Source organism: Stenotrophomonas sp. YJH_SMC_37 (assembly GCF_059370035.1).
On sequence record NZ_JCAFTG010000003.1, the window covers coordinates 289,727 to 303,290 of the forward strand.

General features: G+C 68.6%; 11 protein-coding genes. 2 read left to right on the plus strand and 9 right to left on the minus strand.

Features of this window, described 5'->3' with window-relative positions; all coding sequences use genetic code 11:
* Positions 1-151: 151 nt before the first annotated feature.
* The 9 genes from AC5P8J_RS06035 to AC5P8J_RS06075 form a co-directional block, all read right to left on the minus strand.
* Entirely contained in the window at positions 152-910 is a 759-nt protein-coding gene (locus AC5P8J_RS06035; RefSeq protein WP_111102402.1) for a 2,3-dihydro-2,3-dihydroxybenzoate dehydrogenase, read from the minus strand.
* Positions 901-4,791, minus strand: a complete 3,891-nt coding sequence (locus AC5P8J_RS06040; protein ID WP_495216695.1) for an enterobactin synthase subunit F — start codon at positions 4,789-4,791, stop codon at positions 901-903. The genes AC5P8J_RS06035 and AC5P8J_RS06040 overlap by 10 nt, the downstream gene beginning before the upstream one ends.
* Positions 4,788-5,045, minus strand: coding sequence for a phosphopantetheine-binding protein (locus AC5P8J_RS06045; RefSeq protein WP_111102404.1), 258 nt, complete (start codon positions 5,043-5,045; stop codon positions 4,788-4,790). Before AC5P8J_RS06045 ends, AC5P8J_RS06040 begins: the two co-directional genes overlap by 4 nt.
* Complete coding sequence (locus AC5P8J_RS06050; protein WP_495216696.1) at positions 5,045-5,677, minus strand: isochorismatase family protein; 633 nt, start codon at positions 5,675-5,677, stop codon at positions 5,045-5,047. Before AC5P8J_RS06050 ends, AC5P8J_RS06045 begins: the two co-directional genes overlap by 1 nt.
* Complete coding sequence (locus AC5P8J_RS06055; RefSeq protein ID WP_494539924.1) at positions 5,677-7,329, minus strand: (2,3-dihydroxybenzoyl)adenylate synthase; 1,653 nt, start codon at positions 7,327-7,329, stop codon at positions 5,677-5,679. Before AC5P8J_RS06055 ends, AC5P8J_RS06050 begins: the two co-directional genes overlap by 1 nt.
* Positions 7,326-8,519, minus strand: a complete 1,194-nt coding sequence (locus AC5P8J_RS06060; RefSeq protein WP_134732370.1) for an isochorismate synthase — start codon at positions 8,517-8,519, stop codon at positions 7,326-7,328. Before AC5P8J_RS06060 ends, AC5P8J_RS06055 begins: the two co-directional genes overlap by 4 nt.
* A complete protein-coding gene (locus AC5P8J_RS06065) occupies positions 8,516-9,712 on the minus strand; it encodes an MFS transporter (protein ID WP_021204252.1) in 1,197 nt (398 codons plus the stop codon). Before AC5P8J_RS06065 ends, AC5P8J_RS06060 begins: the two co-directional genes overlap by 4 nt.
* A 154-nt stretch (positions 9,713-9,866) precedes the next feature.
* On the minus strand, positions 9,867-10,178 hold the full coding sequence (locus AC5P8J_RS06070) for a DUF3817 domain-containing protein (RefSeq protein ID WP_010485221.1): 312 nt from the start codon (positions 10,176-10,178) through the stop codon (positions 9,867-9,869).
* Positions 10,179-10,323: 145 nt separating this feature from the next.
* Complete coding sequence (locus AC5P8J_RS06075) at positions 10,324-11,259, minus strand: TIGR03571 family LLM class oxidoreductase (protein WP_021204254.1); 936 nt, start codon at positions 11,257-11,259, stop codon at positions 10,324-10,326.
* Positions 11,260-11,325: 66 nt separating this feature from the next.
* On the opposite strand from AC5P8J_RS06075, the gene AC5P8J_RS06080 reads away from it, so the two are divergent.
* Both AC5P8J_RS06080 and AC5P8J_RS06085 read left to right on the plus strand, forming a co-directional pair.
* Positions 11,326-11,775, plus strand: a complete 450-nt coding sequence (locus tag AC5P8J_RS06080) for a GNAT family N-acetyltransferase (RefSeq protein ID WP_021204255.1) — start codon at positions 11,326-11,328, stop codon at positions 11,773-11,775.
* A gap of 97 nt (positions 11,776-11,872) precedes the next feature.
* The gene (locus AC5P8J_RS06085; protein WP_227853849.1) at positions 11,873-13,393 is read left to right on the plus strand and encodes a thioredoxin family protein; all 1,521 of its coding nucleotides are present in this window, start codon (positions 11,873-11,875) and stop codon (positions 13,391-13,393) included.
* Positions 13,394-13,564 lie beyond the last annotated feature (171 nt).

A 13,564-nucleotide genomic window follows, 5' to 3' on the forward strand; every position in this document is an offset into this window, starting at 1 on the left:
CACTGCGCGTTGGCTGTCGGGCCATGGCTCGACAGTGGTTGGGAGATGTCTGAAGGTGAATGAGGTTGCCGGCCAGCGGCCGGCACTACCGGGGCTGTGGGTTGCCGGCCAGCGGCCGGCACTACCACTGCCGGCCCGCGGCCGTCGGGGCTCAGCCGCGCAGGGTGGCGCCACCGTCCACGTACAGGTCGCTCATCGCTACGTGCCCGGCCTGCTCGGAGAGCAGGAACATCACCGACTGCGCGATGTCTTCCGGCGTAGCGAGTTTGCGCAGTGGAATGCCGGCCTTGTAGGTCTCAAGGCTGCCGACGATCACCCGTTCGGCGCCGTGCTCGTCCTGCCACATGCCGGTCTGCATCGGGGTCAGCGTGGACCCCGGGGCGACGATGTTGCAGCGGATGCCCAACGGCGCCAGCTCCAGCCCAAGGCAGCGGGTGAACATCGTGGCGGCGGCCTTGGACGCAGCATACGCCGCCATGCCGTGCCGCGGCACGGCAGCCGCATTCGAGCTGACGGTAACGATTGCGCCCTGCCGGCGCGGTGACATCACCCGCGCCAGCGCACGACCGACATGGAACACGCCATCGGCATTGACCGCGAATACACGGCGCCAGTCGTCGTCGCCGGTCTCGGTGACACCGCCCACATGCAGTACGCCGGCCACGCTGGCGGCCAACATGATCGGTCCGATGCTGGACTCGACCTGGTCCACCAGGGCGTCCACCGCGGCGCTGTCGGTTACATCGAGTGCAAACGACGTCACCCGGGTATCTGACACGCGCGGCGCCTCGCGATCGGTCGCCACCACGGTGCAACCGGCCACGGCCAGAAACCGTACCAGTGCCTCGCCGATGCCGCCGGCAGCGCCGGTCACCAGTGCCACGCGGCCTTCAAAGCCGGTCAACTGCATGCTGCGATCTCCTGCTGCTCGTCCCATTGGCGCAACCGCGCCGACAACCACGGCGCCAGCTGCGCCACCGCATCGCGGCCGGTCAGTTCTGCATGCAGAAACGGCAGTTCCAACGACTGCACCCTGCGCGCGTGTGCCCGCCACAACGCCGACTGCAACTGTGGCCGCGCCTGGTGATCCCGGCCCGCACGCACATGCACCAGCGTGCCATCGAACGGCCGGTGGATATGTTCACGGATCAGTCGATTGGTGCCGGTCACGGCGCGCACCACGCCATCGAGCACCACATCCGGCAAGCTGCCGAGTGCACTGCCACCACGTCGCAGGAACGCGAGAATGCGTTCCCGGCTGTCCAGTTCCGGATGCGCATCCGGGTCATGACCGGCAATCGCCAGCAGTGCCCGCAATGCAGCGATGGCATCGGGTTCCGGCTCGGCCCGCCAGCACTCGCTGGGATAGGCGTCCAGCAGCACCAGCTCTCCGACGTCGCGGCCGATCTCATGCAGCCGCACCGCCATCGCCTGGGCCAGGATGCCGCCCACCGACCAGCCCAGCAGATGCACCGGCCCCTTCGGCTGTAGTGCGACCACGCGCTGTACGTAATCGTTGGCCATCGCCTCGATGCTGCTCGGCAGTGGCAGCCGCGCGTCCAGTGCCGGCGACTGCAGGCCATACACCGGGCGGGCTGGTTGCAGTGCCCGGGCCAGGGTGCGGTAGTTCCAGGCGATGCCACCGGCCGGGTGCAGCACGAACAGCGGCGTGGACCCGGCCGCTTCGGTCGCGGCCAGCGCGATTACCGGCCCCAGTGCGTGATCGGCCAGCGCGGGCGGCTCGGCAATGCGAACTGCCAGCGCGGCCACGGTGGGCTGGGCAAACAAGGCACCCAGACCCAGATCACAGCGCCAGCGCTGCTCGATGGCCAGCAGCAGGTGCACCGCCGACAGCGAGTCACCGCCGAGACTGAAGAAGTCCGCATCCACCACCACCGGCGCCTCACGCCCAAGCGCCTGTGCGAACAGCAACGCCAGCTCCTCTTCCAACGGCGTGCGCGGCGCCAAGCCGGCAACTTCAAGTTGCGGTGGCTTCGGCAATGCGTTGCGGTCGAGCTTGCCGTTGGCGGTCACCGGCCAGTAGTCCACGCCGACAAACGCCGAAGGCACCATGTAATCCGGCACGCGCGTGGCCAGGTGGCTGCGCAGCATGACGGGGTCGGCAAGCGCGCTTGGCACATAGGCCACCAGCCGGGCATCGCCGGGCGCGTCCTGGCGCAGCAGTACTTCCACGCGCTCCATGCCAGGCAGCTCGCGCAGTGCCGCCTCGATCTCGCCCAGCTCGATGCGCAGGCCGCGCAGTTTCACCTGATGGTCGCTGCGGCCCAGGTACTCGACCGCGCCATCGGCGCGCCAGCGCGCCACGTCGCCGGTGCGATAGATGCGTTCGCCAGGCAGGAACGGATCGGCGAGGAAGCGCTCGGCGGTCAGGTCCTCGCGACCGAGATAGCCGCGCGCCAGCTGCACACCGCCCAGATAAAGGTCACCGGCCACCCCGACCGGCACCGGCTGCATCCGCGCGTCCAGCACGTAAAGTCGGGTATTCCAGACCGGGAAGCCGATCGGCACCGGCCGCGAACGATCCTGCGCCGACGCCGGCCAGTAGCTGACGTCCACCGCAGCTTCGGTCGGGCCATACAGGTTGTGCAGCTCGGCGTGCACACGCGCGTGGAAGCCGTCGCGGGACGAAGCATCCAGCGCCTCGCCACTGGTGAACACCCGTCGCAGCTGCAGCCCTTCGGAGGCCGGTGCAGCGAGGAAGGCATCCAACATCGATGGCACGAAATGCGCCGTGGTGATGCCATGCTCGCGGATCAGCCGCGCCAGTTCAGTGGGATCGCGATGCGCGTCCGGCCCGGCGACCACCAGCGTGGCCCCGCACAGCAGCGGCAGGAAGAACTCCCAGACCGACACATCGAAGGTTGCCGGGGTCTTCTGCAGCACGCGGTCATCGGCGCGGATGTCGTAGTGCTCGCGCATCCACAGCAGGCGGTTGACGATGGCACGGTGTTCGATGACCACGCCCTTGGGCTCGCCGGTCGAGCCGGAGGTATAGATCACGTAGGCCGCATCGTCAGGTGCCGGATCGGCCCACGGTGCGGCAAAACTCAGCGCAGTCCACTGCTCCGGCGCGAGCACCGGTACGCCGGCCACGCGCGCCGATACGTCCGCCGCAGCCAGTACGCACACCGGCTGTGCCGAGGCGAGAATACGCGCCAGGCGCTCGTCCGGATGAGCAAGGTCCAACGGCAGGTAGGCCGCGCCTGCGCGCAGCACCGCGACCAGCGCGGTCACCAGCTCCAGCGAGCGCGGCAATGCCACCGCCACCACGCTGCCCGGGCCGACATCCATCGCCCGCAGCTGTGCCGCCAGCGCGAAACTGCGCGCTTCCAGCGCTACGTAGTCCAGCGTAGTGTCGCCGAACACCAGCGCAGGCGCGTGCGGGTCCCGATCCATGCCCTGCTGCAGCAGTTCAACCAGTGTGGTCTCAGGAAGCGCGTGCGCGGTGGCATTGAATTCCTGCAGCACCTGCTGCGCCTCCTCGGGCGTTGCCAGAGGCACGGCTGCGATATCGTCAGCCTGCAGTGCCGCCGACACGAAATGCAGCAACCGTGCCGCGTGTGCCTCGACATCCTCGCGACTGTACAGCGCGGGATTGGCCTCGATCTCCAGATCCAGCAGACGCTGGCCATCGCCACGGAAGCCCAGCGTCAGGTCATCCACCGGCCCGGTGCAGAGCACCTCCAGCGTCGCCTGCACGCCCGTCAGCGCCAGCGGCTTGTAGAACGGCTGCACATTCACCATGGGACCGTGCAGGCGCTGCTGCGCGCCCACCAGGCCCAGATCCCGGCGCAGTTGCTCGCCTCGGTAACGGCCGTGCTTGCGCCCTTGGCTGAGCTGCCGGCCCAGGCTGCGGGTAAAGGATTCGACGCTGCCCTCGCCGGCGGCCACGCGCAGCGGCAACACATTCATCACCATCGCCGGTACCCGTGCCGACGCGTTGCCGAGCCGGCCCATGTAGGGCACGCCCAGCACCACTTCATCGGCCGCGCTCATCCGCCGCAGGTACTCGGCCGACAACGCGGCCAGCACGTCTGGCCAGGGCTGCAACCAACGTACCGATGCCTGCAGCAACTGCTCACGGAATGCCGCATCGAGCGGCTGCACCCAGCGCAGCGCGTCGTCACTGGCCGCGAGCGTACCGGCCAGGCCCATGCCCGCCGGTGCACCCTGCATGTGCTCGCGCCACCATTGCCCGGCCTGCGTGCGGCGCGGGTCGGCACGATAAGCAGCATCGTCGGCCAGCACCCCCGCCAGCCCCGGCAGAGGCTCACCCGTACGACCGGCATACAACGCGCACACGCGATCAGTGAACAGCGCCATGCCGTAACCATCGGCCGCCAGGTGATGCACGCGCAGGTACCAGACCCAACGCTGCCCGCCCAGTTCAAGCAGCACCTGCTGGCTGATCCGGTCGCGGGTGGGATCGACCGGGCTCAGCCGGTCGGCGTGCATCAGGTTGCGTGCCGCAGCGGCGGGATCCGTCTCGGTGGACACATCACGCACCGAAAGCAACGGCACGTGTGCGGGGTCATGCCACTGCAGCGGCTGGCCACCGGCCCCTTCAGCAAAGCGCAGTGCTAAGGCCTGGGCCTCGCCTGCAGCCTGGTCTGCCGCTGCGACGAACGCGGCCACGTCCAGCGGGCCATCGATCCACACCGCGTGCGCGGTATTGAATGACGGGTTGTCCGGTGCCAGCCGCTGTGCGAACCACAGTCCCGCTTGGGCCTCGGTCAATGCCACCGGCGTGGCCAGCGCGGCGGCGTTCATGCGTTCTGCGCGGCCTGCAGCGCCTGCACCACGTTCCACCACTGGCGCAGCGTGGTGTGTTCGGCCAACTGCGAGAACTCCAGCGGCAGGCCGGTGTTGCCCCAGGCCAGGACCAGGCCGAGCATGCGCATCGAATCCAGGTCCAGGTCGATCAGGTTGTCGTCGTCACCGATCTCGGCCGGTGTGCACTCCAGCACGCGCGCCACATCGGCACGCATCCGCTCCAGATCCAGCACCTCACCCGTGGCAGCCATCACAGCACCTCCAGCAGCTGGCCGGTGGTCATCGGCACCCCGCTGGTGCGTGCGATCCAGTGCAGCGCCTGATCGTGGTCGGCGCGCGAGAAGTCCGCCACCGCATCGGCGGCGATGAAGGCCTCGATATCACGCTGGAAGGCCTCGACGACGGTCGCGGTGCAGCCGATATGGGCATACACGCCCGTCACCAGCAGCTGGTCACGGCCGCGCACCCGCATCAGCGTTTCAAGGTTGCTGCGCTGGAACGCGCTGTAGCGGTGCTTCACCAGCACGTGCTCCCCTGGCTGCGGTGCCAGTGCTTCGATGATCGGTTCGTGATCGGCGCTGCGGCGCATGCCCGGCCCCCACAGGTCAGCCTGAAGGCCACGGTCACGGCGGTCCTGGTCGCCATGCTGGGCGGTGTAGAACACCGGAATGCCGTGCGCGCGGCAATGCGCCAGCAGCCGTGCGATGTTGTACACGGCCGGCCGTAGCGGTGCATTGCCGGCGTCGAAGGCGGCCAGGAAGTAACGCTGCATGTCGTGCACCAACAGCGCGACACGATCGCGCTGCGGGCGCCACGGGCCACGCGCCTGCGGCAGTTCGGCGGCAGTCGGCAAGGGATAATCGGTGATACGGGGCAGCGCCATCAGCGCGTTCCTCCTGTCTGTTGCAGATGACGCGCACGCAATTGCGCGCGCAGTTCGCGGCGGCTGATCTTGCCGACCGCAGTGGTATCGAAACTGTCGACGAACACGACCTGGTCGGGCACCTTGAACGCCGCCAGGCCGCGCCCGCGCATCCAGGCCTTCAGTGCCGGGGCCTTGAACGGCTCGCCCTGCGCGATCACGAAGGCACAGCTGCGCTCGCCCAGATACTCATCGGGAATGGAGACCACGGCGGCGTCAAACACGCCGGGGTGCGCCAGCAGATGATCTTCGATCTCTTCGGCGGAGATCTTCTCGCCAGCGCGGTTGATGTGGTCACCCGCACGGCCCTGCACCACCAGGTAGCCTCCGGGCAGCTGCTGCACACGGTCGCCGGTACGATAGAAGCCGTCGTCGGTGAACGAGCGCGCATTGGCCACCGCATCGTTGTGGTAGCCACGGATGGTGTACGGGCCACGGGTGAGCAGGCGCCCCACCTCGCCTTCGGCCACCGGCTGGTCATGGTCATCGACCACGCGCACCTCGTCATCCGGGCTGATCGGTCGCCCCTGGCAGGCCACGATCAGTTCTTCCGGGTCATCCAGCCGTGTGTAGTTGACCAGGCCTTCGGCCATGCCGAACACCTGCTGCAGCGTGCAGCCAAGGCCATCGATCACCCGTCGTGCGGCTTCCGGCACCAGTTTGGCGCCGCCTACCTGCAATACCTGCAGGCTGGTCAGGTCATGCCTGCTGGTGGCGGCGGCCTGCGCCCACAGCAACGCCAGCGGCGGCACCAGCCCACAGCAGGTCACCCGCTCCCGTGCGATCAGCGGGAAGGCCGCATCCGGGCCGGGGCCCGGGCTGAGCACCACGCGGGCGCCGGCGTACAACGCGCCGAAGAAACCGGGCGAGCTCATCGGGAAATTGTGCGCGGCCGGCAGCGCGACCAGATAGACGCTGTCGCGGTCGATGCCGCAGATTTGATTGCTGGCACGGAACGAATAGATGTAGTCGTCGTGCGTGCGTGGAATCAGCTTGGACAGCCCAGTGCTGCCTCCGGAAATCTGCAGGAACGCCACCGACTGCGGGTCCGGATCGGACGGCAGCTGGCTGCGATCGCCCTGCAGTGCCTCCAGCGCGATGAACTCCGCCGCATCGCCGTCGATCACCACATGGCGAACCGCCGGCACTTCGGCCTGCAGCGCCCTTGCCAACCCGCGATGATCGAAGCCATCGTGCAGTGTGGTGGTGATGTAGGCACTGGCTTCCGCCTTGTTGGCGAAGTGGACCAGCTCGGTGATGCGGTGCGCCGGCAACGCATACACCGGCACCAGGCCGGCGCGGAACAGGCCGCAGACCGTGGCGATGAACCCGGCGGTATTGCCCAGCTGCACCAGCACCCGTTCGCCAGGTTGCAGGCCGAGCGCCAGCAGGCCCGCACCGATGCGGCCAGCCTCATGCCACAGCTGCGCATAGCTCAGGCGTACGTCGCCGGCGACCACCGCGATGTCATCGGCATAGCGTTCTGCACGCTCGCGCAGGAAACCCGGGAAGGTCTCGCCACGCCAGTGACCGGCTTCGCGATAGCGCGCCACCAGCGTGTCGGGCCACACCTGCTGCAGCGGCAGGCGGGAAGCGTCAGTGGAGGTACTCATGCGGCAGGCTCGATGGCGGGCGCGGATTCATGGACACCCAGCGCGTTCAACAGGGCAGCGAACTTCGCTGCGGTTTCGGCCACCTCGGCCTCGGGGTGTGACTCGGCGACGATGCCGGCACCGGCATACAGGCGCAGCTGCGTGCCCTGCAGGCGCGCGCAGCGGATCGCCACGTACCAGTCGCCGTCACCCTGCGCGTCCAACCAACCCACGGCGCCGGCATAGAAGCCACGCGGCACCGGTTCCAGCTCGCGGATGCGCTGCAGCGCCGCCAACCGCGGCGTACCGCAGACCGCCGGCGTAGGGTGCAGCTGCGCCAGCAGTTCGGCGGCTGACGTCTGCGGATCCTTCAGCGTGGCGTGGATGCGGGTGCCGAGGTGCCACATGCTGGCGGTGGCATGCAGCAACGGGCGCGGCTGTGCATCGATGTGGCTGCAGTACGGTGCCAGGCCTTCGACGATGGCTTCGACCACGTGGCGGTGCTCGTCGTGGTCCTTGGTCGAGGCCAGCAGCGCCTGCGCCGCATGCTCGTCCTCGGCGGCATCGGCACTGCGCCGCGCGGAACCGGCCAGCGGATGCGACAACAGTTCGGCGCCTCGCTTGCGCAGCAGCAGTTCCGGCGTCGCGCCCACCAGCCAGGCCGGCGCCTGGCCCAGCTCCACCGGAAGCGGCACCGCGTAGGTCGCCACCGACGGATCCGCGCCCAGGCGTGCCAGCAGCACGTCCGGAGAAAGCGCCTGGCGGGTGCGTGCCAGCAGGCTGCGCGCCAGCACCACCTTGTGCAGGTTCTGCTCGGGCGCACGCAAGGCCTGCACTGCCGCAGCGACTGCAGCGGCATAGTCCTGCGGCACAGGTTCGGCCCGCAGGGCGCCGTCCAGCGGCGGTGCGGCCTGCGGCTGCAGTGCCAGCGCCGGCAGCAGGCGCTCGGGCTGGTACAGCGCATCGTCGGCACGCGGCTCGAACGGCACCGCGCCAACCAGCAGGCCCGGGCCGCCACGCTGCTGGGCAAAGAACGCCGAAACGCGTTCTGCCAACGTCGCCAGTGCACCGGCTGGCAACGTGGCGCGGCAACCGCGGGCGTGCACGTGCTGGCCGGCATGCTGCAGCAGGAACAGCGACGCGTCGTCGGTGCTCTGCTGTGGTGCTGGCGCAGCCTCCGGCCACGCGCCCTGCATCAGGGAATCGTTCATGGGGTCTCCTTCATCCGATGCGCTGCAGCCAGCGCGCACAGCAACAGCAGCAGCGCGCCCACCAGCAGGTAAGGCAGGCTTGGCCCGCCGCGATACAACAGCGTGCCGAGCATCGGCCCGGCCACCATGCCCAGCCCTTGCGCGGCCGCCACGGTGCCTGCGGCGGCGCCCTGCTCGTGCGCCTCTACCGCATCGGCGGCCAGCGCCTGGAACGAGGGGAATACGAAGCCCATGCCGAACGCAGCCAGCGCATACGCCGCAGGCAATTGCCAGGCCTGCTGCACGCCCGCCACCGAAGTGAAGCCGATGCCGGAAATGAGAGCGCCGAGGACGATCCAGCGACGTGGATGCACCTCCAGCTTCATCACCAGCGCCTGCGCCAGGATCAGGCCGACGCCAACGGCGGTGAGTGCAATGCCGGCCATGCGCGCGCCGGTCGCCGCATCCAGACCCAGGCGATCAATTGCGAAGAAGCCGACCGTGACCTGCGCGATGGTCACCGAGACCATGGCGATGAACGCTGCCAGCTGCGGCAGGCACAGGCGCGCGTCGAGGCGGCTCATCGGCGTGCGGCGCTGTGCGGACGCGCCCACCACGGGCGGTGTAGCCGGCAGGCGCCAGGCCAGCAATGCCAGTGCCAGCAACGGAAGCAGCGCGGCCACGTACAGCGCCAGCGACAGGTTCGTATAGGCCAGCCAGCCCGCGGCGGCCGGGCCGAGCACCATGCCCAGCGCGTTGGCACTGCCCAGGCGGGCGAGGAATTTTGCACGCTGTCCGGTGGGTGCCCTGTCGGCGATCAGCGCCGCTGCGGTAGGAGGCACAGCCGCGTAGAACAGGCCGATCAGGCCACGCGCACCGACCAGCACCAGCACTGACACCAGCACCGGCGGCACTGCCTGCAGGGCGACATCGATGAACACCGCCAGCGCGATATAGACCACGGTGTAGGCGCTCATCGCCAGCATCAGCACGCGTTTGCGGCCGATGCGGTCGCTGAGCTGGCCCCAGGGGCGCGCGGCCAGCATCCACAACACGCCCGCGGCGGTGACCGACAGTCCGGCATGCCACTCGGACAGCCCGAGCATGCGGACCACCGGACCGATCACAGCGACGAAGGACATCATCGCCATGGTGCCGATCAGGGCAGCCAACACCAGCGCCGGCAAGCCGGGAACGACGGGACGTGCGTGCATGAAACACCAGCCGTAACAGGAAAGGATTGGCCGGGCGCGTCTGCACGCCCCGCCCGGCACCCGCCCCACTCAGGACCGGATGCCACCCTCAAATGATAACGGCTCGTATTTGCATTTGATACCCATTCTCTTGAATGAGCATGCAACAGTGGGTTCAGCGCATTGCACGCAGGCCCAGCAGGCCACGGCGCTTGAACCACCACTCCAGCGGCAGCGTCACCAACGGCGGGATGGCCGCCAGCAGGGCCAAGGCACTGGCCCACCACGGCCAGCGCAGGCGCACCGCCGCAAACAGCGTGACCGCCACGTACACCAGGAAGGCCACGCCGTGCAGGGGCCCGAACAGCTTCACCAGCGCCACGTTGGTCATGGGGCCATACTTCATCCACATGCCGATGAGCAGGCCGGCCCAGGTTACGGCCTCGATGAAAGCGACCGCTGCGAACAGGCGTCCGGTCGGGTGCATGGGGGAACGTTGGGTCACAAGGGACTCCGGCATCGGGATATCAAATGCAAATGATACGCAGATGCACGCCGCGGCAGGTAGCGCCGGGCCATGCCCGGCGGGCGCACCGTCATCAGCAACACGGCGTGTCCACCAAGGTGGACACCTACCGAAGCACATCCGGCAGCACCTGCTCTCCAATTTCGCGCAGCACCGCGTCCATCGGCCTCCCGTTGTCGACCAGGTTGAACATCACGTGCCCCACGCCCTGCGCATGCACGCGCAGCAGGTAGTCACGCAAGCCGTCGCGGCCGACCTTCAGGCCCAGTGGCAGCGGCTCGGGCGGTGCGTGCGGATCGGCCTGCAGATCCAGCAGCATCGACTGCACGAACGGCTTGCCTGGCCCAGCGCCTTGCGCCTGCGCCTGTTGCCACAGGCCGATGCGCCCTTCCTGCGCGGCCTCTTCGCGGTGATAGGTGGCCCAGCCTTCGGCTTCGCGTGCGATCCACTGCAGGCTCTGCCGCGCAGTGCCCACCACCAGCATCGGAATGCGCGTGGCCGGGGCCGGCAGTACGTCGAAGCCACCGGTGGCTTGCACTACCGCGACCCTTTCTTCAGCCTCCGGTGACAACGCCGCGCGCAACAAGGTCCAGCGCTCACGGAACGTCGCCGCCCTGCCCTCCAGGTATTCGCCGAATGCCGCGAACTCTTCCGGCCGATCGCCAGACCCGAGGCCCAGCACGAAGCGGCCGTCGCTGATCCGGTCCAGGCTCAAGGCCGACTTCGCCACCTGCAGCGGATGGCGCAATGGCAGCACGATGGCCGCGCTGCCGACCACGATGCGCTCGGTCGCCGCAGCCAGCATGCCCAGCCACAGGAACGGGTCGTCCAACGCGCTCGTTGTCGCGTCCGGACCCTGCGGCACCATCAGCGGCACGTCGCGCGTCCACAACGCGGCAAAGCCCAGGTCATCGGCCAGTCGCGCGATACGTCGCGCCTCACGCGGATCGGCCAGCCCATGCGCCGCAACGGGCGTCATCAGGCCCAGGCTCAGTCCCTGTTGCGGAAACAACGAATCGTAGGCGAGATTGAATTCACTCATGGGACCAGCTTAGCGTGCAGGCAACCGGCGACGATGACACGCCACACGCCACAGGAAAAACGCTGCATGCCGAGGATCCGCCCCGCCCACATCGATGACCTGCCCGCGATGAGCGCGGTATGCCTGGCCGCATTCACTGCGGCCGTCGCGCCCTCGCTCAGCGCGGCCGGCATTGCTACGTTCGGCGGTGTCGCCGCCGCCGATGCGTTCGCTGCACGCCTGCAGGGTGACAACCACATCCTGGTGGCGGAGCAGGATGGCCGCATCGTCGGCGTGGTAGAGCTGAAGGAAGGCCGCCACCTGGCGATGCTGTTCGTCGATCCCGCCTGCCAGGGCCAGGGCATCGGCCATGCCCTGTTCGAAGCCGTGCTGCCGCACCTGCGCACACCGGTGCTGACCGTGCGCGCCTCGCTCAACGCAGTGCCTACCTACCTGCGCTATGGCTTCGTGCTGGATGGTGATGTCGGCGAGTTCAACGGGCTGGTGTACCAGCAGATGGTGCGGGCAGCCGCCTGAGGGCAGCGGGTGTCATGCCCCGCTGCACGGCCGATATAAACAAACTGAATCAGCACACTCCCCGGCCATTCCTACAATGGACTGTCCCCCCTTCGAGATGCCGCCGATGCGCGTCGCGCTTTCCGTGTTGCTGCTGGCTTCGGCGCTGAGCGCCTGCACCCCGGCCCCGGTTTCCATCGCCAACTCCGCCGAGGTGCCCGCGCCGGCCAAGGCAATCGCTTGGCGCCAAGACGATGTGGACGATGCCTTCGCCGAGGCCACCGACAGCGGCAAGCCGGTGCTGCTGTACTGGGGCGCGGTCTGGTGCCCGCCGTGCAACCAGCTCAAGGCCGGCCTGTTCAAGGACCCGGCCTTCATCGCGCTGACCAGCAAATTCGTTCCCGTCTACCTGGATGGCGACGAGGAAGGTGCGCAAGCCTGGGGTGAGCGCTTCGGCGTACGCGGCTATCCGACCCTGATCGTGCTGGACCCAAAGCGCAACGAAATCACCCGCGTGGCCGGCGGCAATGATGCCACCGAACTGACCCGGGCACTGACCGTCGCCGCAGGCCGCCGCAGTGCTGTTGCCGCCACCTTGGCCACCGCGTTGGCAACGCCGGACCGACTGGCCGCAGAAGACTGGCAGGTGCTGGGCGACTACGGCTGGGAAGTGGACGCCAACCGCCTGGCCGGCGAGCGCAGCAGCGAGGATGTGCTGCGCCAGTTGTCCAAGGCCGCACCCGACGCTGCCCTGCAGCGCCGCTTCGCCCTGCTGGCCTTGGCAACGGCCGAAAAGCCCGATGCCTCGCCCACCGAAGTACGCGAGCTGCTGCAGGCCGTGCTGGCGCAGCCCGCCGAAGTCCGCCGCAACCGTGAGTTGCTGGGCTATGCAGGCGTGCAGCTGGTCAAGCAGGCCAGTGCCGGGCCGGCCACCAGCAACACGCTGGGACAGCAGCTGCTGGTGGCATTGGAGCGGGCAGACGCCGAGCGCGGCGACCGCGCCGACGACGCATTGTCGCGTGCGTTGACCGAAGTGTCGCTGGCCCGCCAGCAGCAGCCGAAGGGCGCATTGCCCGCGGCCCTGGTTGATCGGGTCAAGCAGCGCGTGGCTGCTGCCGACGCTGCCGCCACCGATGCGCATGCGCGCCAGGCCACGATCAGCAGCGCGGTCTACGCACTACGCCAGGTCGGCGACGACGCAGGCGCCGAGTCGCTGTTGCTGGCGGAACTGAAGCGCAGCGAACAGCCGTACTACTACATGCCCGAGCTGGCCGAACTGGCCGAGCAGCGCGGCGACACCGCCGGTGCGCTGGAGTGGTTGAAGCGTGCCTACGACGGTGCGCAGGGCCCGGCCACCCGCGTGCAGTGGGGCGTGCTGTATGTGGAAGGCCTGCTGAAGCTGGCACCGGACGATGCACCACGCATCGAGCAGGCGACCGCCTCGCTGATCGCCGAGCTGGAGGCACAGCCGTCGGGCTACCACCAGCGCACCCGCCAACGCTTCGAGCGCTTGGCCGGGCAGTTGAAGGCGTGGAGCGGCAAGCACCAGGGCGCGGAGACGCTGGCGCGGTTGCAGCAGCGGATGCAGCAGGCGTGCGGGGAGCAGGTGGATGGCGCCTGCAAGGATTGGTTGAGTTGAGTTGATGAAAACGCCGGCGGCTGGTTCGCCTGCCGGCGCCTTTGTTGATACCGGTTGTGGCGGGGGAAGGGGCTGGCCGGGACACGCCGTAATCCCATCCTTGGGGGCTCGATGGCGCCATCCATGGCGCCAACGGTCCCGGCCAGCCCCTCCCCCCCCGCCACCGGACCG

What these genes read in the sequence shown, in the direction of transcription:
- AC5P8J_RS06035 (WP_111102402.1), bottom strand. Translation starts at nt 910, where the DNA reads ATGCAGTTGACCGGCTTTGAAGGCCGCGTGGCACTGGTGACCGGCGCT.
- AC5P8J_RS06040 (WP_495216695.1), bottom strand. Translation starts at nt 4,791, where the DNA reads ATGAACGCCGCCGCGCTGGCCACGCCGGTGGCATTGACCGAGGCCCAA.
- AC5P8J_RS06045 (WP_111102404.1), bottom strand. Translation starts at nt 5,045, where the DNA reads ATGGCTGCCACGGGTGAGGTGCTGGATCTGGAGCGGATGCGTGCCGAT.
- AC5P8J_RS06050 (WP_495216696.1), bottom strand. Translation starts at nt 5,677, where the DNA reads ATGGCGCTGCCCCGTATCACCGATTATCCCTTGCCGACTGCCGCCGAA.
- AC5P8J_RS06055 (WP_494539924.1), bottom strand. Translation starts at nt 7,329, where the DNA reads ATGAGTACCTCCACTGACGCTTCCCGCCTGCCGCTGCAGCAGGTGTGG.
- AC5P8J_RS06060 (WP_134732370.1), bottom strand. Translation starts at nt 8,519, where the DNA reads ATGAACGATTCCCTGATGCAGGGCGCGTGGCCGGAGGCTGCGCCAGCA.
- AC5P8J_RS06065 (WP_021204252.1), bottom strand. Translation starts at nt 9,712, where the DNA reads ATGCACGCACGTCCCGTCGTTCCCGGCTTGCCGGCGCTGGTGTTGGCT.
- AC5P8J_RS06070 (WP_010485221.1), bottom strand. Translation starts at nt 10,178, where the DNA reads ATGCACCCGACCGGACGCCTGTTCGCAGCGGTCGCTTTCATCGAGGCC.
- AC5P8J_RS06075 (WP_021204254.1), bottom strand. Translation starts at nt 11,259, where the DNA reads ATGAGTGAATTCAATCTCGCCTACGATTCGTTGTTTCCGCAACAGGGA.
- AC5P8J_RS06080 (WP_021204255.1), top strand. Translation starts at nt 11,326, where the DNA reads ATGCCGAGGATCCGCCCCGCCCACATCGATGACCTGCCCGCGATGAGC.
- AC5P8J_RS06085 (WP_227853849.1), top strand. Translation starts at nt 11,873, where the DNA reads ATGCCGCCGATGCGCGTCGCGCTTTCCGTGTTGCTGCTGGCTTCGGCG.